Here is a 19,674-nt window from a genome sequence, read left to right as displayed (position 1 = left end):
GGTCCACGGGCTACCAGGGTAACAGCGACGGGGGGAGCCTGCTTCCGGCCACTCCCGGCACACTCACCACACAGGATCACCGCATGTCTCTCACGCCCCACCCGTTCGGCTCAGCTCTGTTGTCAAGAGCGTCGCGCGGATCACCCAGGTGCGTCGTATCCTGCTCGGACACTCGCTCCGGGCGAGGTACGAGCTCGCAGGTTCCCCCACATCAACCCCTTGCAACGACCTCTTGACCCGCAGTAAGCGCCCCACGGGGCGACATGGCCGTTCGACTGGAGATGCACGTGGCCGGGCGCATCGAGGATTACGCACTCATCGGAGACATGCAGACCGCCGCCCTGGTCTGCCGGGACGGCACGGCCGACTGGCTGTGCCTGCCCCGCTTCGACTCACACGCCGTCTTCGCGGGACTGCTGGGCACCGAGGAGCATGGCTTCTGGCGCCTGGGGCCGGCCCGCGCGGAGGGCGCGGAACCGCCGTCGGCGGATCGTCGCCGCTATCGCGGCGACTCACTGATCCTGGAATCGGAATGGGACACGCCGCGCGGCACGGTCAGAGTGACCGACTTCATGCCGCCCCGTGACGGCGCGCCGCAGCTGATCAGGATCGTCGAGGGAATCAGCGGCCGGGTGCCGATGCGCTCGGAGCTGCGCATGCGGTTCAGCTACGGGCGCGTCACTCCGTGGGTGCACAAGGTGGACGGCCGTACGGTCGCCGTCGCCGGCCCGGACTCGGTCTGGCTGGACACCACCGCGGAGACCTTCGGCGAGAACCTGACGACGTACTCCGACTTCACCGTCGCCCCCGGTGACCGGATCGCGTTCACCATCAGCTGGCAGCCCTCGCACCGCGAGCCGCCCGCGCTCCCGGACCCGGAGGGCTCACTGGAGGCCACCGCGGACTTCTGGCGCGAGTGGGTCGACCAGTGCACGTACCACGGCCCCTACCGCGAGGCCGTGGTCCGCTCGCTGATCACTCTGAAGGCCCTGACGTACGCGCCGACCGGAGGCATCGTCGCCGCGCCGACCACCTCGCTTCCGGAGGACATCGGCGGTTCCCGCAACTGGGACTACCGCTACACCTGGCTGCGCGACGCCGCGATCACCCTCTCCTCGCTGCTGCGCACGGGCTACCGCGAGGAGGCCCGTGCCTGGCGCGAGTGGCTCCTGCGGGCGGTCGCGGGCGACCCCGAGAACCTCCAGATCATGTACGGCATCGCGGGCGAGCGGGAGCTCGGCGAGGCCGAACTGGAGTGGCTGCCCGGTTACGAGAACTCCGGCCCGGTCCGGGTCGGCAACGGCGCCGCCGGCCAGCTCCAGCTGGACGTGTACGGGGAGGTCACCGAGGCCCTGCACCTCGCGCACATGACGGGGCTGACCCGCAACGACTACGCGACCGGTCTCCAGCTCAAGCTGATCGAGTACCTGGAGAAGCACTGGGACGAGCCGGACGAGGGCATCTGGGAGGTGCGCGGTCCGCGCCGGCACTTCGTGCACTCCAAGGTGATGGCCTGGGTCGCGGTCGACCGGACCATCAAGCTGATCGAGTCCGGCGACACGGACGGACCGCTGGAGAAGTGGCGCGAGCTGCGCGACGACATCCACCGCGACGTCTGCCAACGGGGCTACGACAAGGAACGCAACACCTTCACCCAGTCCTACGGGTCGAAGGAGCTGGACGCCTCCCTGCTGCTGATCCCGCAGATGGGCTTCCTGCCGCCCGACGACAAGCGGGTCATCGGCACGATCGAGGCGATCCAGCGGGAGCTGTCCACCGAGGACGGCTTCGTGCTGCGCTACCCCACCTCGGGCGAGGACGCGGGCGTGGACGGCCTGGAGGGCGACGAGGGCGCGTTCCTGGCGTGTTCGTTCTGGCTGGCGGACGACCTGGCGATGATCGGCCGGGTCGACGAGGCCCGCCAGCTCTTCGAGCGCCTGCTGTCCCTGCGCAACGACCTGGGCCTGCTGGCCGAGGAGTGGGACGCGCGGCTCCAGCGCCAGGTGGGCAACTTCCCGCAGGCCTTCAGCCATGTGCCGCTGATCGACACGGCGCTGCGGCTGACGGCCAGCGGGGCGTACGTGGGCTGACCGGCGGGGTGCCGCGGCGGGCCTGACGGCTCACCGCGGCACCCCGCGTCACCTGTCCGGCATCGCAGCACGCCGGGACCGGTGACCGGCGCCTGTGCCGCACTCCCGCCGCGGTGGGCCGGACCGCGCCTGGACCGCCCTCCGCACGGCGCTCCGGCGGCAGCCACCACTCGCTCCCCCGCAGCCCCCCGCGCGGCTCGGGGGCCGCCCCGCGACGGCGTTGCCGGGACCGGGCGCCGAAGACGGCCCATGCCGGATCGCGGCGGGCCGCCGCACCGCGTCGGCGCCCACGAGCAGCCCCGCGCGCGGCCAGGCCGTGAAGTCGGCGCGGACGGCCGGTTCGCCGTCCTCCATCGGCGGTCCGGCAGCCGCCCGGCCTGTCCCCCGTGCGGCCCCCGCCCCCGCCCTCACGGGCGCGCCGTGACCGGCGGTCCCCGTACGGCGGCACATCATCATCCGCTCTTCCTCACCTCTTCCTCCCCTCGGCACCCATGCGTCCTCCCGCTCGGACCGGTGGCAGGAAGTGCGAGACCGCGGCGGGTTCCGGCCCTGTCAACGGCCCACGGCCCCGACGAAGCCTCCGGCGCTCCGGGCCGGTACCTTCCTGACCAGGGGCGACCGCAAACCGTGCGACCGCCCGGTCCGACCGACGCGAAGCGCGAGGCCAGAGCCAGTGGAGACCCAAGGCGGCATCACCGTGCAGCGAGCCCTTGAGCTGCCCGGGCTGCGCAGCGGACTCCCCGAGGTGGTGACCGGCGCCGACCGGCTCGGCCGCACCGTGCGCTGGGTGCACGCGGGCGAGGTTCCCAACATCGCGTCGCTGCTCAAGGGCGGCGAGCTGCTCCTCACCACCGGCCTGGGCCTCGGCACCCGCCCCGCCGAGCAGCGGGCGTTCGTCCGCCGGCTGGCCGACCGCGGCATCGCCGCGCTCGTGGTGGAGCTCGGTCCGCGCTTCAGCAGGCTGCCGTCCTCGATCGTGGACGCCGCCCGCACGGCCGGGCTCCCGCTGGTCCAGCTGCACCGCGAGGTGCCGTTCGTGACGGTGACGGAGGAGATCCACACCGAGATCGTCAACGGTCACTACGCGCTCCTGCAACAGGCCGAGGAGGTGCACCGGCGCTGCACCCAGGCCCTGCTCGGTGGCGGCGGGGTCCCCCAGGTGCTCGGCATCCTGGCGGACTTCACGGCCAATCCGGTCTTCCTGGAGACGGCCGACGGCCAGCTGCTGTATGCGGCGGGCACCGAGTCGGGCCCGGTCTCCGCCGATCCCCTCCAGGTCTGGGACGGGATGCGGGGGGACCGTGCGGCCCGCGAGTCGCCGCCCGTCGGCTCGGTGCTGGTGGATGTACCGGGCGGGGGCCCGGGAAGCGGCTCGGTGCGGGCCAGGCTGGTCCTGCTGGCGGTGGACGGGCCGCTGGTGCCGGTACACCGGATGGCGGCGGAGCGGGCTGCGGGCATCCTCGCGGTGGTGCTGATGCAGGCCCGCCAGGAGGAGGAACTCGCGGCGCGCGGCCGCGGTGACTTCCTCACCGACCTCGCGGAGGGCCGGATCGCCCCCGAGGACGCCCCGGCCCAGGCCCGCGTGCTCGGGTTCAAGCCGGGTGAGATGCCGCTCCTGCCCGTGGTGATGCGGCTGGCCCCCGAGCTCTCCCCCTCCGGCAACTGGGCGCTGCTGGCGCGCGCGGTCCTGGAGGAGTTGTCCTCGGTGGGAGTGCCGGTGCTGCTCGGGGTGCGACCGGTGGAGGGCCGGGTGCCGCTGCTGCTGGGACTGCGTACGGAGACGGAGCGTACGGCGGTGGCGGACCGGGTCGCCGCGGCGCTGCGGGCCGGGGTGGAGCGGGCCGGTCTGGAGCGGGCGGGTTCCCATCCCCCCGTCGTGGTGGTCGGGGTGGCGGGCGGCTGGGCGGCGGCCGGTGCGGGGCTGCGGCATGCGGCGGAGACGGCCACGGCGGCCCAGGGGCTCGGGGACCGGCCGTGGTACGACGCCCGGCGGCTCGACATCGATCTGCTGCTGTGGCGGCTGCGGGACCACCCGGATCTGGCGGCGTTCGTCGAGCGGGCGATCGGCCCGCTCCGCGATCACGACCGCACCTCGCGCCCGCCGCTGCTGCCGACGCTGGAGACATATCTGGCCCATGCCGGCCGCAAGGCGGAGACGGCGCGCGAACTGCATCTGAACCGTCAGACGCTGTACAACCGGCTGGCCCGCATCGGTGAACTGCTCGGCACCGATCTGGACGACCCGCAGGCCGTCCTGGCGCTGAGCCTGGCCCTGCGCGCCCGCCGCCACGCGACGTGACCGGCCGCCTCAGCGGGTACGGGGTGGCGCGAGCGGCTGCACCAACTCGTCGTATACGCTGAGCATTTGGGCGATCGTGTCGTCCTCGGTCGGCCAACTCGCCGCCTGCCGGGGCCCGGCAGCGGCCAGCCGCTCCCGCTCCGCCGGGTCACCGAGCAGCCGGGCGACGGCCCGGGCGAGCGCCTCCGCGTTCGCGTCCGGCACGAGTTCCGCCGCGTCGCCCACGAGTTCGGGGACTCCGCCGACCGCGGTCGCCACCAGCGGCGCCCCGGCCCGCAACGCCTCCTGGGCCAGCACCGAACGCGCCTCCCAGCGGCTGGGCAGCACGACCAGGTCGGCGGCGGCCAGGAGTTCGGGAACGTCGGAGCGGCTGCCGATCAGCGAGACGGGCAGGTCCTCGGCCTTGATCCGGCGCCGCAACGCCGCCCGTTCCCGTCCTTCGCCCGCGATGACCAGCAGGGGTACGGGGTCGAGCCGACGCCACATCCGTGCCGCGTCGAGCAGCGTGCCGTACCCGTGATGCGGTACGAGACTGCCGACCGCGACGATCAGCGGTCGTTCCACCGCGCCGAGTTCGGCCCGCATCTTGCCGTCGGACACCGACGCGGGGGCCCGTGGCGCGGGGACGGCCACGGGCGCGAGACGGGCGTCACGCGCGCCGCGGCTCCGGGCCCGGTCGACCAGGTCCGACGACGTGCCGAGCACAACCGACGCCGCGCGGGCGGCTCTTCGCTCCAGCAGATGCAACAGGCTGCGGCGCGCACCCTCGGCATGGGCCCGGGTGTGCCAGGTCATGACCAGGGGGACCGATCGGCCGCCGAGTGCCAGGGCGGCCCGCACGGCGGAGTGCAGTCCGTGCGCGTGCACGACGTCGGCACCCTCGCAGGCGGCGCGCAGCGAGGCGACGGCGGCAGGGTCACTGCGCCGCGGCACGGGCACGAAACGGGCCCCCGTGGCGGCGAATTCGTAGGCGCGCTCCAGTGCCGCGGGGGCGCAGACGGTGACCTGCACGCCTCGCGCGACCAGTCCGGCGGCCAGCGAGCGGACATGGGCGCTGCTGCCCGCACTGCCGCCGCCCAGCACTTGGACCGTACGCAGCTGTGACACGTTGAACGACTCCCGGGGCTCCCGATTCGGGGTAACGGCGTCACCCGACGGCCGTAAGTACACCGCCAAGGATGCCAGTCCGTACGCACGTTCCGGCACGGCCGAGTCGTCACGCCGCCGCGCACCGCGACATACCGGGCGTGGCGCATCACCCGCACGGGTGAATTCCTCGCGGTCCCGAACGCCGGATCAGCGCGTGAAGGGCGTCACGGCGAGCCGGGTGACGCGCTCTCCGCACGCCGTCGCCGCGCCGAGCCCCGCGGCATGGGGGACGAGTCGGGCCCGGCCGGGTCCGACGACGGCACCGAGAGCGGCGCCCAGGGCGCGCCCCCGACGTCCCCTCATCGTCCGCGCTCCCCCGGGCCGGCCGCGGGCGAGCGCCGCGGCGGCCATCGGCGCGGCGGCCGCCGCGCCCGGCACCGCCGGGCGTCGCCGCCGCTTCCGCGTCCGGAGTCCGGAAGGGCCGGACGTCCAGTCCGGAAGGGTCAGACGTCCGCCCGTGCCGTGGCCAGCAGTTCCTCCGCGTGTGCCCTGGCGGTCTCGGAGTCCTCCTGGCCCGCGAGCATCCGCGACAGCTCGCGCACCCGGTCCTCGCCCTCCAGGACGGTGACCCCGCTGCTGGTGACCGAGCCGTCCACGGTCTTCTCGACCAGCAGCTGCCGGTCGGCGAACGCGGCCACCTGGGGCAGGTGGGTCACGACCACGACCTGGGCCGACCTGGCGAGCTTCGCCAGCCGCCGGCCGACCTCGACGGCCGCCTTGCCGCCGACACCCGCGTCGACCTCGTCGAAGAGGTAGGTGGGTACGGGGTCGGATCCGGCGAAGACCACCTCGACGGCGAGCATCACCCGGGACAGCTCACCGCCCGAGGCGCCCTTGGCGATCGGCCGGGGCTGGGCGCCCGGGTGCGGGGCCAGCAGGAGTTCGACCTCGTCGGCGCCCGACGGCCCGTAGGCCACGTTGCGTCCGTCGATCTCGATGCCGGACGCCTCGTCCGGCGCCTCGGTCTGCCGGATGTCGAAGGAGACGCGGGCGTGAGGCATGGCGAGGGAGGCGAGCTCCGCGGTCACCGCTTGGGCGAAGAGCGCGGCCGCCGCGGTGCGGGCATCCGTCAGCGCCTGGCCGAGGCCGGAGAGTTCGGCGCGCAGCGCGTCCCGCTCCGCGGTCAGTTCGCCGATCCGGTCGTCGTCGCCCTCCAGCTCGGTCAGCCGGGCCACCCCTTCCTCGGACCAGGCCAGTACGGCGGCGATGTCCACCCCGTACTTGCGGGTGAGCGCGGTGAGCGCGGCACGGCGCTCCTCGACCGCGGCGAGCCGCAGCGGGTCGGAGTCCAGCTGGTCGGCGTACCCGGACAGTTCGCCCGAGACATCGGCGAGCAGGATCGAGATCTCGCCGACGCGGTCGGCGAGTGCGGCGAGCGCCGGGTCGTGGGAGCGCACCCCGTCCAGCGCCTGCCGGGCGGCGGCCACGACGGTCGTCGCGTCCAGGGCCTCGGGGTCCTCGGGATTGCCGGCCAGCGCGGTGTGCGCGAGGGCGGCGGCGGAGGCGAGCGCGTCGGCGTGGCCGAGGCGCTGCGCCTCGGCGGCGAGCTCGGTGTCCTCGCCGGGCAGCGGTTCGACCGCGGCGATCTCGTTCAGTCCGAAGCGCAGCAGATCGGCTTCCTGGGCGCGTTCGCGGGCGCGCGTGGTCAGCTCGTCGAGCTCACCGGCGACCTCGCGCAGCCGCCGGTAGGCCGCCTCGTACTTGGCATGCGGCCCGGCGACGCCGTCGCCCGCGTACCGGTCCAGGGCCTGCCGCTGCCGGGCCGGCTTGAGCAGTCCCTGCTGGTCGGTCTGTCCGTGCACGGCGACGAGTTCGTCGGCGAGTTCGGCCAGCACTCCCACCGGCACGGATCTGCCGCCGAGATGGGCCCGGGAGCGCCCTTCCGCCGAAACGGTACGGCTGACGAGCAGCGCACCGTCCTCGATCTCGGCGCCTGCCTCCTCGGCCCGCAACGCCGCCGCGTCGCCCTCGGCCACCGTGATCCGGCCCTCGACGACGGCGGCCTTGGCACCGATCCGCACCAGGGCGGGATCGGCACGTCCGCCGAGCAGCAGCCCCAGGCTGGTGACGACCATGGTCTTGCCCGCGCCGGTCTCACCGGTCACCGCGGTGAAACCGGGTGACAGCTCCACCACCGCGTCGTCGATGACTCCGAGCGACCGTATCCGCATCTCCTCCAACACGCACATGACCATACGAGGTTTCATGGCCCGCGCGCACACGGGTCGCGGTCGGAGCGCCGGATCCACCGGTACGGGAACCCGCCGGGGTCAGTGCGGCGCGCCCCGCCAGCCCGACACCGGCAGTGCGAACTTGGCCACCAGCCGGTCCGTGAACGAGGCCTGGTGCAGCCGCGCCAGCCGTACGGGCACGGTGCCGCGCCGCACCTCGACGCGTGCGCCGGCGGGCAGCTCCACGGTCCTGCGTCCGTCGCACCACAGCACCCCGTGCGGGGTGTGCGGCTGGACCTCGACGGCGAGCACCGAGGTCGGCGACGTCACCAGCGGCTTGGCGAACAGCGCGTGAGCGCTGATCGGGACCATCAGCAGCGCCTCGACCTCGGGCCAGACGACGGGCCCGCCGGCCGAGAAGGCGTACGCGGTCGAGCCGGTCGGCGTCGCGCACACGATGCCGTCGCAGCCGAACCCGGTGACCGGCCGGCCGTCGATCTCCAGCACGACCTCCAGCATCCGCTCGGGCGACACCTTCTGCACGGCCGCCTCGTTGAGCGCCCAGTCGCGGTGGACGACGTCTCCGTTGCTGTGCACGAGGACGTCGATCGTCATGCGCTCCTCGACGGTGTACGCCCGGGTGACGACCCGGTCGACGACCTTGTCGAGGTCGTCGCGCTCGGCCTCGGCGAGGAAGCCGACGCGGCCGAGGTTGACGCCCAGCATCGGGACCCCGGAGGCGCGCGACAGCTCCGCGCCCCGCAACAGCGTCCCGTCCCCGCCGAGCACGATCAGCAGCTCGCAGCCGTCGACCGCCTCGGGGGTGGCATCGGTGACCGTCTCGACGGACGGGGGCAGCGGCAGATCGGCCGCCTCATGGGCCAGGACCCGCACGCCCAGGCCGCTGCGGAGCAGCCCCTGGACGACGAGTTCGGCGCTCCGGATCGCGGCCGGCCGGCCGGTGTGCGCCAAAAGAAAGACTGTTCGTGCCGCATTCGTCGTCAACGAGGCCCCTCCGCCACTGCACGGTCGACATCCGCGGGATCCAGTTCAGGTGCTCCGGCCCGCAGCCACAGAAAGTACTCGACATTCCCCGACGGCCCGGGCAACGGGCTCGCCGTCACACCCCGGACACCCAGGCCCAGCGCCCAGGCCCGGCGGGCCACCTCCCGTACCGCTTCGGCGCGCAGTTCGGGGCTGCGCACCACGCCGCCGCTGCCGAGGCGCTCCTTGCCCACCTCGAACTGCGGCTTGACCATGAGGACCAGGTCGGCGTCCGGGGCGGCGCAGCGCGCCAGGGCGGGCAGGACGAGCCCGAGCGGGATGAACGACAGATCGCCCACCACCAGGTCGACCGGCTCGCCGTCGATCGCCTCCAGGGTCAGTTCCCGCACGTTCGTACGGTCCTTGACGGTGACGCGTTCATCGGACTGGAGCGACCAGGCGAGTTGCCCGTAACCGACGTCCACGGCGAGGACACGGGCGGCTCCGGCGCGCAGCAGCACATCGGTGAACCCGCCGGTCGACGCGCCGGCGTCGAGGGCCCTGCGTCCCGCCACCTCCAGCCCGAGGGGGACGAAGGCGGCGAGGGCGCCCGCCAGTTTGTGGCCGCCGCGCGAGACGTACTCGGGGTCGCTGTCGTCCTTCGTGACGACCAGGGCGGCACTCGTCTCGACCTGGGTGGCCGGTTTGGTCGCGGTGTTGCCGCCGACGGTCACACGTCCTGCGGCGATCAGCTGGCTGGCATGCTCGCGCGAGCGGGCGAGCTTTCGGCGTACCAGCTCGGCGTCGAGGCGGCGACGGGCCACTCCTGCCACGTTCGGTTCAGCTCCTGTTGTCGTACGAGGGCACCGGTACGGGTACCGGCGCGGGTGCGGGCCCGGCGTCCAGCGCGGTCAGCGATGCGCGCAGGCCCCGGTGTACATCCTCGTACACCTCGATGTGTCCGTCCGCCGCGAGGTGGTCCGCATCCGCCAGACGCTCCAGGTGCGCGTCCACGTGGGCGTCGCCCGTGGGCGTGCGTGCGACGCCGAGGGGCGCCGGACCGGCAGGCTCGTGCGACACCGCGGCGGACGGTTCCTGCGGTACGTCCTGCGGGATCTCGCCGGGCGCGGTTCCGGCGGCCGTGTCCGGCCCCGGCATCGAGTCGCTCATACGGGAAACGCTACCGCGAGGGGCTGCGGTAACGTCGGTCGCGATGGCGACCATGACGGAGTGCCGCAGCGCACTCGACAGACTTTCCGACAACCTCGCGGGTGCCGACGGCGACGTGCGCGGCGCGGCGGCGCTCGACCGTTCGCTCAGCTGCCACATCAAGGACCTCGACGTGACGTTCACCGGGCGCCTCTCCGAGGGCCGTATCCACGTCCTGGACACAGTCGAGGGACCACCCCGCGAGAAGGCGGAGATCCGGCTCGCGATGACCGGGGACGATCTGGTGGCGATGGTGGACGGCGAGCTGAACTTCGCCAAGGCGTGGGGCTCGGGCCGGGTCCGCCTGGAGGCCGGCTTCCGTGACCTGCTGAAACTCAGATCGCTGCTGTAGCCGCCGGACCGGACCCGAGCTGCGGCCGAGGTGGCTGAGGCCGCCTTCCGGCCCGTCCGACGGCTGAAGTCGCTCTGGGGTCGCCTACCGGCCGTCCGACGCCTGAAGTCGCTCTGAGGCCGCCTTCCGGCCCGTCCGGCGGCTGAGGTCGCTGACGTCGCCTTCCGGCCCGTCCGGCGCTCGTGAGCACGTGGCACGCCCGTCCTGCGCCTCCGGGCAAGGCACGGCCGTTCCACCCGTCCGGCGCCGGCGGACGGCGCGTGGCCGAAAGTCACGCGCCCCCGGACACCGCCGCCCGCGGCACCCGCACCCGCGCGGCCGGCACCACCAGCGGCGTCCCCGTCTCCGGGTCGGGGATCACCTGGCACCGCAGCCCGAACACCCGCTCGACGAGCTCCGCGGTGACGATCTCCCCGGGCGGCCCCTCCGCGATGATCTCGCCCTCCCGCATGGCGATGAGGTGGGTGGCGTACCGCGCGGCGTGGTTCAGATCGTGCAGGACCGCCACCAGCGTGCGCCCCTGGGTCTCGTGCAGCTCCGCACACAGATCGAGCACGTCGATCTGGTGCTGGATGTCGAGGTACGTCGTCGGCTCGTCGAGCAGCAGCAGAGGCGTCTGCTGCGCGAGCGCCATCGCGATCCAGACCCGCTGGCGCTGGCCACCGGACAATTCGTCGACATAGCGATCACCCAGTTCACCGACACCGGTCGACGCCATCGATTCCTCGACAATGCGTTCGTCCTCGGGCGACCACTGCCGCAGCAGTCCCTGGTGCGGGTAGCGCCCCCGGGCCACCAGGTCCGCCACGGTGATGCCCTCCGGCGCGATCGAGGACTGGGGCAGCAGCCCCAGCGTCCTGGCGACCTTCTTCGCGGGCAGGCCGTGGATCGACTCCCCGTCCAGCAGCACCCGGCCGCGGGTCGGCTTCAGCATCCGGGAGAGTGCCCGCAGCAGCGTCGACTTCCCGCAGGCGTTGGGTCCGACGATCACGGTGAACGAGTGGTCGGGGATCGCGACCGAGAGGTTCTCCGCGATGACCCGCTGGTCGTAGCCGAGGGTCACCGAGTCCGCGGTGAGGCGCTGCATGGTCGTACTCCGGGGGTGGGTCGGATCGGTGGGGGAACGGGGGTCGGGATCGGTGCCGGGCGCCCGCTCCGCGCCCTGTGCGGCGGTCCTCATATGCGGCCCGCCTTGCGCTCGGACACCAGGAGCCACAGCAGATAGCAGCCGCCGAGCACCCCGGTGACCACGCCGACGGGCAGTTGCCGGTCGCCGAAGGCCTCCATCGACACCCAGTCGGCGACGAGGAGGAGCGCTGCCCCCATGAAGGCCGCGGCCACCAGGTTGGGACCGGTGGAGCGGGTGAGGCGGCGGGCCAGCTGCGGGGCACTCAGCGAGACGAACGCGATCGGTCCCGCGGCGGCCGTGGCGACGGCGACGAGCAGCACGGCGGAGCCCATCAGGACGAGCCGGGTGCGCTCGACCCGTACCCCGAGCGCGTACGCGGCGTCGTCGCCCATCTCCATCACTCGCAGAGCGGGCCCGTGGCCGAACACCAGCGGGAGCAGCACGCCGCAGACCACGAGCAGGGGCCAGACCTGCGCCCAGTCCCGGCCGTCGAGCGAGCCCGTCATCCAGACGACGGCACGGGTCGCGTCGACGAGGTTGGCCTTGGTGATCAGGTACTGGGTCGCGGCGGTGAGCATGGCGGCCGCGCCGATGCCCACCAGGACGAGCCGGAACCCGTGGACCCCGCGCTTCCATGCCAGCAGGTAGACGGCGACCCCGGTCAGCAGACCGCCGGCCACCGCGCCGCCCGCGACCGCGACCGCGCCGCCCTGGAAGAGGACGATCACGGTCAGCGCACCCGCGGTCGCGCCCTGGCCGAAGCCGAGTACGTCGGGGCTGCCGAGCGGGTTGCGCGAGATCGTCTGGAAGACGGCGCCACCCACGCCGAGCGCCGCCCCGACGAGGAGTCCGACCAGCACCCGCGGCAGGCGCAGGTCCGTGACGATGAACTCCTGCTGGAAGGTGCCGTGCCCGAAGAGCGTGGTGACGACCTCGCCCGGCGTCATCGAGAAGTCGCCGCTGCCGATGAGGACGACGGCCGCGCCCGCCGCCACGACGGCGAGCAGCACGATGACGACGGACGCCCGGACGTTGATCCGGAACGAGTACCCGCCGGCCGTCCGCACGGCCCGCACCGACCGTGCCGTCCCCTGCGTCCCCGCCGTCTCCTCCTGGGTGGCCTTCACAGCTGGGACATCCTCTTGCGTCGTACGAGATAGATGAAGACGGGTCCGCCGAGCAGCGCGGTGACGATGCCGACCTGCAGCTCGGACGGACGGGCGACGACGCGGCCGACCACGTCCGCGCCGAGCAGGAGCACCGGGGAGAGCACGGCCGCGTACGGCAGGATCCACCGCATGTCGGGTCCGGTGATCGTGCGCACCAGGTGCGGGATCATCAGACCGATGAAGACGATCGGCCCGCACGCGGCCGTCGCGGCCCCGCACAGCAGGGTGACGGCGAGCATCGCGAGGATCCGGGTCCGGGTCAGATGGGCGCCGAGCGCCCGGGCCGTGTCGTCGCCCATCTCCAGGGCGTTGAGCGGCCGCGCGATGAGCAGCGTGAGCAGCACGCCGAGCGCGATGAACGGCCACACCTTGCCGACGGTCTCCATGTTCGCGGAGGCCAGCGAGCCGACGGTCCAGAACCGCAGCCGGTCCAGCGCCGCCGAATCCAGCAGCTGTACGGCGTTGACGTACCCGTACAGCGCTGCGGTGACGGCCGTGCCGGCCAGGGCGAGCCGTACGGGGTTGGCGGACCGGCTGCCGCCGAGCAGGTACACGGCGACCGAGACGATCGCGGCCCCGGCGAAGGCGAACCAGACGTATCCGGTCAGCGAGGTGACGCCGAAGAAGCTGATGGCGGAGACCACCGCCGCCGACGCGCCCGCGTTGACACCGAGCAGCCCGGGCTCGGCCAGCGGGTTGCGGGTCAGCGCCTGCATCACGGCCCCGGCGAGTCCGAGCGCGGCGCCGACGATCAGCCCGAGGACGGTCCGCGGAATGCGCACCTTCCGTACGAGGACGTCGTCGCCGCTCCCCGCGGAGTGGAACAGGCCGTGCCACACATCGGCGAGCGGCAGCCCCTTGGCGCCGATCGCGATACTCGCCAGGCACACCAGCACCAGGGCGGCCAGCGCCACCAGGAGCCCCACGGCGCGTACCGCATGGCGCCTGGGGGGCGTGGCTCTGTCCGGGGCGGCTATCGGGCCTGCACTCGGTTCCGGGGGACTCTCAACGAACACGCGGTTAGGTTAGCCTACCCTCCCGCGACTTCGATCCGGCCTTCCCGTCTGCGATCCGGCCTCCTGCCGAGGGCCTGCCCGAGGCGACGGCGATCACTTCCGCTCGCGCCGCGGCGAGCGAGCTCGCGGCCATCGGCCGGAAACGGGCCAGGTCCGGGACCAGCTCGGCCATGGTCATCTCGGCGGCGATGAAGTGCAGGTCCGACGGGGCCACCCCATTCTCACCGAGGTAGGCCCGCAGGTACGGAGTCTGGAAGTCCCAGGCCTCCCGCGGGGTTCCCGGGCCGTAGGCGCCGCCCCGCGCGCTGATCACCACGACCTTCGTCCCGCGCAGCAGGCCGTCCCCCGTGACCGGGTCGGTGAGCGCCCCGGGGAAGCCGACCCGGTCGATCCACGCCTTCAGTGAGGCGGAGACCGCGTAGTTGTACATCGGGGCGCCGATCAGCACGGTGTCGGCCGCCAGCAGTTCGGTGACCAGCGGGCGGGTCAGCGACCACTCCCGTTCCTCGGCCACGCTCCCGATCAGGGCGTCCACCGCGTCCGGCGCGACGATCCCCTTCCGCTCCACTCGCCGGCCGAGGGCGCAGTAGGCGGTCTCCACCGGCGGCACCGGGTCGGCGGCCAGGTCCCGGTACCGGTATCCGGCCGGTCCGTTCGCGGCCCGCCACGTGCGGGCGAACAGCGCGGTCAGTTGCCTGCTGACCGACTCGTCGGAGCGATTGGCACTGGAATCCAGGTGCAACAAGGATGTCATCGGGCTCTCCTGTCACTTCAGCCACGTTGCGTTCGTCAGGAGGGGTGACGGACCAGGACGGCGAAAGGTGACCGGTGGACGAGCACGAGGCCTTGGCGGAACGCTTCGAGGAGCAGCGCGGCCTGCTGCGCGCGGTCGCCCACCGGATGCTCGGCTCACTGGACGAGGCAGACGACGCCGTCCAGGAGGCCTGGCTGCGCCTCTGCCGGGTCGACGCGGACGAGGTGGACAACCTGGCCGGCTGGCTGCGGACCGTGGTGACCCGCATCTGCCTCGACATGTTGCGCTCCCGCAGGTCGCGTCGGGAGGACGTGCGGGAGCAGCAGTTCCTCGACCGGGTCCCGGACTCCGCGCAGGAAAGCCGTCCGGAGGACGAGGCGCTGCTGGCCGACTCGGTGAGCCGTGCGCTGCTCGTGGTCCTGGACACGCTGGAGCCCGTCGAGCGGATCGCGTTCGTGCTGCACGACATGTTCGCCGTGCCGTTCAGCGAGATCGCACCCCTCGTGGAACGCACGCCGGTCACCACGAAGAAGATCGCCAGCCGCGCGCGCCACAAGGTGCGGGGCACGCCCGCGGTCCCGGCGGCCGAACTGGCCCGGCAGCGTCAGGTCGTCTCGGCGTTCCTCACCGCCGCGCGGGCCGGTGACCTCACCGCGATCCTCGCGGTCCTGGCCCCCGATGCGGTGCGCCGTGCCGACCCCTTCGCGGTGCCGCCGGGCGCGGCGGCCGTGGCCCGCGGCGCGCGCACCGTCGCGGAGGGGACGGCTGCGCTGGCCCACCGGTCGCAGCTCGCCGAACTCGCTCTGGTCGACGGCGTGGTGGGAGTCGTCGTGGCCCCGCGCGGCCGTCTGCTGTTCGCCCTCTCCTTCACCATCGAGGGCGACAGGATCACCGCGTACGACGTGATCGCCGACCCGGCACGCCTGCGCCGGCTCAGCATCGCCGTCCTGCACTGACGGGTCCCGGCCAACGATGTCCCGGCCGGCACGTCACAGCCGGCACCGTCACGGCCGACGGCATCGCGACCGGCTCCGCGCAAGGTCTCCGCGGTGGCCGGGCCGGGCCCTACAGCCCGAGCCTGGCCACCGCCTTCTCCGCGTCCAGCCCGCACGAGCCCTCCCCGGCGTGCGACCACGCCGCCGCGCACAGGGCGCGCAGACCGTCGAGCGCCTCCCCGTCACCGTCCAGCACCAGCTCCTCCGCCCGGACGGACGCCGTCCAGCCGCCGCAGCCGAAGCCCTCGCCCTCCCGCGTCACCTCGGGCTGCCCCGTCAGCAGTCCGCGCAGATCGGCGTCCACATACGTCGGCCGGTGCTCCGGCCCGGCCGCCAACAGCTGCGCGGCGTCCGTCACTCCGGTCAGCACCAGCAGTGAGTCCACGCCCCCGTTGAACGCGCCCTCGATGTCCGTGTCCAGCCGGTCCCCGACCACCAACGGCCGTTCGGCACCGGTCCGCAGCACGGTCTCCCTGTGCATCGGGGGCAGCGGCTTCCCGGCCACCTGCGGCTCGGCGCCGGTCGCGATCCGTACGACCGCCACGGCCGCCCCGTTGCCCGGCGCGATCCCCCGGGCGCTCGGAATCGTCAGATCCGTGTTGGACGCGAACCACGGCAGACCGCGGTTGATCGCGTAGGACGCCTCGGCGAACCGGCCCCACGCCATGTCGGGCCCGCCGTACCCCTGCGCCACCGCCACCGGGTCGTCGTCCGCGGACTCCACGGGCTCCAGCCCGCGTTCACGCAGCGCCACCCGCAGCCCTTCGCCCCCGATCACCAGCACCCGCGCTCCGGCGGGCAGTTGATCGGCCATCAGCCGGGCCACGGCCTGCGCCGACGTGATCACGTCGGCGGGCTCGGCCGGCACCCCGAGCTCGGTCAGATGCTCCGCCACCGCGTCCGGCGTCCGCAGCGCGTTGTTGGTCACATACGCCAGGTGCATTCCACCGTCCCGCGCCGTGCCGAGCGCCTCGACCGCATGGTCGATCGCCTGCCCACCCGCGTACACCACCCCGTCGAGATCGAGCAGCGCCGTGTCGTACGCCTCGCTCAACGCGGTGCTGCTCCCGCTCGGCCTGGTCCTGCTCGCCTGACTCATATCCTGCGCTCCTCATTGCCTGCGTCTCCCCCCGATCATCGCGCATCCCCGAACCGCACATACGATGCAGAAATGAACACACGAGGCCGCGCGGACCAGGGACTGCACCTGATTCCGTTCCGTGGACTGCGCTACGTCCCCGAGCGGGTCGGCAGTCTGGCCGCGGTGACCTCGCCCCCGTACGACGTCGTCGTACGCCCCGACGGCCTGCTCCACCTGGAATCAGCGGATCCGCACAACATCGTGCGGCTGATCCTGCCGCAGGCGGACACCGCCGCCGCCCGCCACGAGCAGGCCTCCGCGACCCTGAACCACTGGCTCGCGGAGGGAATCCTCGCCCCCGATCCCGAGCCCGTGCTCTACGTGTACGAGCAGCGCAACGGCGAGATCCTCCAGCGCGGTGTCATCGGCGCGCTGGCCCTCTCCGGCCCCGCCGACGGCATCGTGCTCCCGCACGAGGACGTGATGGCCGATGTCGTCGAGGACCGCGCCGATCTGATGCGGACCACGGCGGCCCACCTCGAACCGCTGCTGCTGACCTATCGCAGCGACGGCAGCGACACCGGGGCGACCACCGTCATCGAGCGCACGATCCATCGCCCGCCGCTGCTCACCACCACCACGGAGGACGGCTTCAGCCACCGGCTCTGGGCGGTCACCGACGCCGCCGAACGGTCGGCGATCGAAGCGGATCTGGCCCGTCACCAGGCTCTGATCGCCGACGGCCACCACCGCTGGGCCACCTATCTCAGGCTTCAACAGGAGCACGCCGCCCCCGGCCCATGGGACTTCGGCCTGGTGCTCCTGGTCGACACGGCCCGCTACCCGCTGCGGGTCCGCTCCATCCACCGGCTGCTGCACGGGCTGCCCGTCGCCGACGCGCTCGCCGCGCTGACCGGCCTCTTCCGTATCCGTGACGTCGAGGGGCCACTCCCCCACGCCCTGGACGCTCTGGCCGGGGCCGCAGCAGAGGGCAACGCCTTCCTGCTCGCGGGCGACGGTGGTTTCCATCTGGCCGACCGACCCGACGAGGCTCTACTGGAACGCACCGTCCCGGCGGACCGACCGGCCGCCTGGCGCACCCTCGACGCGACGGTTCTGCACTCGGCGCTGCTCGACCACGTCTGGCAGATCCCCGACGACCCGGCGCACATCGCCTACATCCACGACACCGCGGCAGCCGTGGAGCAGGCCGAACGCCACGGATCAACGGCGGTTCTGATGCATCCGGTGCGCGAGGAGGTCGTCCGGGACCTGGCCCGGCAGGGCGTGACGATGCCGCGCAAGTCAACGTCCTTCGGTCCCAAGCCGGCCACGGGCCTGGTCCTGCGCAGCCTGGCCCTCGGCTGAGACGGCCCCGACGCAGAAGAGGGCGGCACCCCACGTGGGGTGCCGCCCTCTTCTTCTTCGTTACGCCTTGACCGGGCCGTCCTCGTCCCGATCGTCGTCGTCCTCGTCCTCGTCCTCGTCGTCACGGTCGTCGGCGGCGGCTACCACCGGCGCCTCGGCGGCATCGGCCGCTTCGGCGGGGACGGGAGCGCCGTCCTCGTCGTCGTCACCCAGAGCATCGACGAACTCGACACCGTCCAGCTCGGCAAGCCGGTCCGACGCGTCGGTGGAGCCGTCCTTGTCGGCCTCCAGGGCCTTTCCGAACCACTCGCGCGCCTCGTCCTCGCGACCGGCGGCCAGCAGCGCGTCCGCGTACGCGTAGCGCAGGCGCGGCGTCCACGGGTGGACAGCGCTGGAGGCCAGCTCGGAACTCTGCAGCGTCACGATGGCGGCGTCGATCTGCCCCATGTCACGACGGGCGCCGGCAGCGACCAGACGCATCTCGACCTGTCCGGCCTTGTCCAGCTTCTGTACCTCGGGCTCGCCGGCCATGGCCATCGCCCGCTCGGGCCGGCCCAGTCCGCGCTCGCAGTCGGCCATCACGGGCCACAGTTCCACGGAACCGGTCATCCGCCGGGACGCCCGGAACTCCGCCAGCGCCTCGGCGTACTTCTGCGTCGCATAGGCGGCGAAGCCCGCCGCCTCACGCACAGCCGCGACTCGCGAGGCCAGTCGCAGAGCGATGCGCGCGTACGCGTATGCCTGCTCGGGGTCCTCGTCGAGGAGGCGGGCCACCATGACGAGGTTCCTGGCGACATCCTCGGCCAGGGTCTTGGGCAGGCTCATCAGCTCCTGCCGGACGTCCTTGTCGATCTCGTGGCCGGTGACCTCGTCGGGGATCGGAAGCCGCTTGATCGGCTCACGCTCGCGCTCGTCCCGACGCTCGTACCCACCACGGTCGTCGCGGCCTCGGTAGCCGCCGCGGTCGTCATCGCGCCGCCCACGGAAACCGCCACCCGACGAACCGCCACGGTTGTCGTCGCGACGGAAACCACCACCGGAGGAACCGCCACGGTCGTCACGGCGGAAGCCGCCACCGCCGCTGGACGGACGGCTGTCGTCCCGACGGAAACCGCCACCGGACGAACCACCACGGCTGTCATCGCGACGGAAACCACCGCCCGTGCTGCCGCCACGGCTGTCATCGCGGCGGAAACCGCCACCGGTGCTGCCACCACGGTTGTCGTCGTCGCGACGCGGCCCACGCGGCCGGTCGTCACGACGCTCGAAGCCACCGCCCGAACGCCCACCACGGTCGTCATCACGACGCGGAGCACGGTCATCGCGACGGAAACCGCCACCGGACGAACCGCCACGGTTGTCGTCACGGCGGAAGCCGCCACCAGACGAACCGGAACCGCCACGGTCGTCACGACGGAAGCCGCCACCACCGCTGGACGGACGGCTGTCGTCCCGACGGAAACCACCACCGGTGCTGCCACCACGGCTGTCATCGCGACGGAAACCACCGCCCGTGCTGCCGCCACGGCTGTCATCGCGACGGAAACCGCCACCGGTGCTGCCACCACGGTTGTCGTCGTCGCGACGCGGCCCACGCGGCCGGTCGTCACGACGCTCGAAGCCACCGCCCGAACGCCCACCACGGTCGTCATCACGACGCGGAGCACGGTCATCGCGACGGAACCCGCCACCGGACGAACCGGAACCGCCACGGTCGTCACGGCGGAAACCGCCACCACCGCTGGACGGACGGCTGTCGTCCCGACGGAAACCGCCACCGGTGCTGCCACCACGGTTGTCCTCGTCGCGACGCGGCCCACGCGGCCGGTCGTCACGACGCTCGAAGCCACCGCCCGAACGCCCACCACGGTCGTCATCACGACGCGGAGCACGGTCGTCCCGACGGAA

General features: G+C 73.0%; 18 protein-coding genes. 6 read left to right on the top strand and 12 right to left on the bottom strand.

The features are described 5' to 3' along the window. Positions 1-287: 287 nt before the first annotated feature. Both ACGFZA_RS24860 and ACGFZA_RS24855 read left to right on the top strand, forming a co-directional pair. The gene (locus tag ACGFZA_RS24860; protein WP_385287221.1) at positions 288-2,090 is read left to right on the top strand and encodes a glycoside hydrolase family 15 protein; all 1,803 of its coding nucleotides are present in this window, start codon (positions 288-290) and stop codon (positions 2,088-2,090) included. 673 nt (positions 2,091-2,763) lie between these two features. Next, the gene (locus ACGFZA_RS24855) at positions 2,764-4,389 is read left to right on the top strand and encodes a PucR family transcriptional regulator (protein WP_393681986.1); all 1,626 of its coding nucleotides are present in this window, start codon (positions 2,764-2,766) and stop codon (positions 4,387-4,389) included. 9 nt (positions 4,390-4,398) lie between these two features. Here the strand turns inward: ACGFZA_RS24855 and ACGFZA_RS24850 are convergent, their stop codons facing one another. From ACGFZA_RS24850 to ACGFZA_RS24825, 6 genes are all read right to left on the bottom strand, one after another. After that, on the bottom strand, positions 4,399-5,496 hold the full coding sequence (locus ACGFZA_RS24850) for a glycosyltransferase family 4 protein (RefSeq protein ID WP_393681984.1): 1,098 nt from the start codon (positions 5,494-5,496) through the stop codon (positions 4,399-4,401). Between the two features lie 189 nt (positions 5,497-5,685). Then, positions 5,686-5,841, bottom strand: a complete 156-nt coding sequence (locus ACGFZA_RS24845; protein ID WP_393681982.1) for a hypothetical protein — start codon at positions 5,839-5,841, stop codon at positions 5,686-5,688. 140 nt (positions 5,842-5,981) lie between these two features. Further along, the gene (gene recN / locus ACGFZA_RS24840; RefSeq protein WP_393682385.1) at positions 5,982-7,727 is read right to left on the bottom strand and encodes a DNA repair protein RecN; all 1,746 of its coding nucleotides are present in this window, start codon (positions 7,725-7,727) and stop codon (positions 5,982-5,984) included. Between the two features lie 81 nt (positions 7,728-7,808). After that, positions 7,809-8,714, bottom strand: coding sequence for an NAD kinase (locus ACGFZA_RS24835; RefSeq protein WP_393681980.1), 906 nt, complete (start codon positions 8,712-8,714; stop codon positions 7,809-7,811). Further along, complete coding sequence (locus ACGFZA_RS24830; RefSeq protein ID WP_385287180.1) at positions 8,711-9,526, bottom strand: TlyA family RNA methyltransferase; 816 nt, start codon at positions 9,524-9,526, stop codon at positions 8,711-8,713. Before ACGFZA_RS24830 ends, ACGFZA_RS24835 begins: the two co-directional genes overlap by 4 nt. A 7-nt stretch (positions 9,527-9,533) precedes the next feature. Beyond that, positions 9,534-9,863, bottom strand: a complete 330-nt coding sequence (locus ACGFZA_RS24825) for a hypothetical protein (protein ID WP_393681977.1) — start codon at positions 9,861-9,863, stop codon at positions 9,534-9,536. A 43-nt stretch (positions 9,864-9,906) separates the two neighbouring features. Here ACGFZA_RS24825 and ACGFZA_RS24820 point away from each other — a divergent pair, with 43 nt between their 5' ends. Beyond that, positions 9,907-10,254: an SCP2 sterol-binding domain-containing protein gene (locus ACGFZA_RS24820; protein ID WP_393681975.1), complete on the top strand. Its 348-nt coding sequence runs from the start codon at positions 9,907-9,909 to the stop codon at positions 10,252-10,254. A gap of 271 nt (positions 10,255-10,525) precedes the next feature. Here ACGFZA_RS24820 and ACGFZA_RS24815 read toward each other — a convergent pair whose 3' ends face one another. From ACGFZA_RS24815 to ACGFZA_RS24800, 4 genes are all read right to left on the bottom strand, one after another. Next, positions 10,526-11,341, bottom strand: a complete 816-nt coding sequence (locus ACGFZA_RS24815; protein ID WP_393682383.1) for an ABC transporter ATP-binding protein — start codon at positions 11,339-11,341, stop codon at positions 10,526-10,528. Positions 11,342-11,430: 89 nt separating this feature from the next. After that, positions 11,431-12,510 (bottom strand): FecCD family ABC transporter permease, encoded by a 1,080-nt coding sequence (locus tag ACGFZA_RS24810; protein WP_385287175.1) that lies wholly within the window; start codon positions 12,508-12,510, stop codon positions 11,431-11,433. Further along, complete coding sequence (locus tag ACGFZA_RS24805; RefSeq protein WP_385287217.1) at positions 12,507-13,466, bottom strand: FecCD family ABC transporter permease; 960 nt, start codon at positions 13,464-13,466, stop codon at positions 12,507-12,509. Before ACGFZA_RS24805 ends, ACGFZA_RS24810 begins: the two co-directional genes overlap by 4 nt. Positions 13,467-13,572: 106 nt before the next feature. Next, positions 13,573-14,322, bottom strand: coding sequence for an FMN-dependent NADH-azoreductase (locus tag ACGFZA_RS24800; protein WP_393681972.1), 750 nt, complete (start codon positions 14,320-14,322; stop codon positions 13,573-13,575). A 74-nt stretch (positions 14,323-14,396) separates the two neighbouring features. Between ACGFZA_RS24800 and ACGFZA_RS24795 the strand changes: the two genes are divergently transcribed. Next, entirely contained in the window at positions 14,397-15,278 is an 882-nt protein-coding gene (locus ACGFZA_RS24795) for a sigma-70 family RNA polymerase sigma factor (protein ID WP_393681970.1), read from the top strand. 109 nt (positions 15,279-15,387) lie between these two features. Here the strand turns inward: ACGFZA_RS24795 and ACGFZA_RS24790 are convergent, their stop codons facing one another. Beyond that, on the bottom strand, positions 15,388-16,416 hold the full coding sequence (locus ACGFZA_RS24790) for an HAD-IIA family hydrolase (protein WP_385287169.1): 1,029 nt from the start codon (positions 16,414-16,416) through the stop codon (positions 15,388-15,390). A gap of 72 nt (positions 16,417-16,488) precedes the next feature. Here ACGFZA_RS24790 and ACGFZA_RS24785 point away from each other — a divergent pair, with 72 nt between their 5' ends. Then, positions 16,489-17,766, top strand: coding sequence for a DUF1015 family protein (locus tag ACGFZA_RS24785; RefSeq protein ID WP_385287168.1), 1,278 nt, complete (start codon positions 16,489-16,491; stop codon positions 17,764-17,766). 60 nt (positions 17,767-17,826) lie between these two features. On the opposite strand, the gene ACGFZA_RS24780 is transcribed toward ACGFZA_RS24785, so the two are convergent. Then, the gene (locus ACGFZA_RS24780; RefSeq protein ID WP_393681968.1) at positions 17,827-18,591 is read right to left on the bottom strand and encodes a tetratricopeptide repeat protein; all 765 of its coding nucleotides are present in this window, start codon (positions 18,589-18,591) and stop codon (positions 17,827-17,829) included. Between the two features lie 30 nt (positions 18,592-18,621). Between ACGFZA_RS24780 and ACGFZA_RS24775 the strand changes: the two genes are divergently transcribed. Next, a partial coding sequence (locus ACGFZA_RS24775) for a hypothetical protein (protein ID WP_393681966.1) occupies positions 18,622-19,674 on the top strand: 1,053 nt, incomplete at its 3' end.

Origin of the sequence: Streptomyces sp. NPDC048211, from assembly GCF_043202315.1 — a bacterium.
GTDB lineage: Bacteria > Actinomycetota > Actinomycetes > Streptomycetales > Streptomycetaceae > Streptomyces.
The sequence above is the reverse complement of the archived record's forward strand: the minus strand, read 5'-3'. Positions and strand labels throughout refer to the sequence as shown.

Bases quoted from the DNA above. Each gene is read 5' to 3' on its own strand.
- ACGFZA_RS24785 (WP_385287168.1), top strand. From the start codon at position 16,489: ATGAACACACGAGGCCGCGCGGACCAGGGACTGCACCTGATTCCGTTC.
- ACGFZA_RS24800 (WP_393681972.1), bottom strand. From the start codon at position 14,322: ATGACATCCTTGTTGCACCTGGATTCCAGTGCCAATCGCTCCGACGAG.
- ACGFZA_RS24790 (WP_385287169.1), bottom strand. From the start codon at position 16,416: ATGAGTCAGGCGAGCAGGACCAGGCCGAGCGGGAGCAGCACCGCGTTG.
- ACGFZA_RS24780 (WP_393681968.1), bottom strand. From the start codon at position 18,591: ATGAGCCTGCCCAAGACCCTGGCCGAGGATGTCGCCAGGAACCTCGTC.
- ACGFZA_RS24845 (WP_393681982.1), bottom strand. From the start codon at position 5,841: ATGAGGGGACGTCGGGGGCGCGCCCTGGGCGCCGCTCTCGGTGCCGTC.
- recN (WP_393682385.1), bottom strand. From the start codon at position 7,727: ATGTGCGTGTTGGAGGAGATGCGGATACGGTCGCTCGGAGTCATCGAC.
- ACGFZA_RS24825 (WP_393681977.1), bottom strand. From the start codon at position 9,863: ATGAGCGACTCGATGCCGGGGCCGGACACGGCCGCCGGAACCGCGCCC.
- ACGFZA_RS24815 (WP_393682383.1), bottom strand. From the start codon at position 11,341: ATGCAGCGCCTCACCGCGGACTCGGTGACCCTCGGCTACGACCAGCGG.
- ACGFZA_RS24820 (WP_393681975.1), top strand. From the start codon at position 9,907: ATGGCGACCATGACGGAGTGCCGCAGCGCACTCGACAGACTTTCCGAC.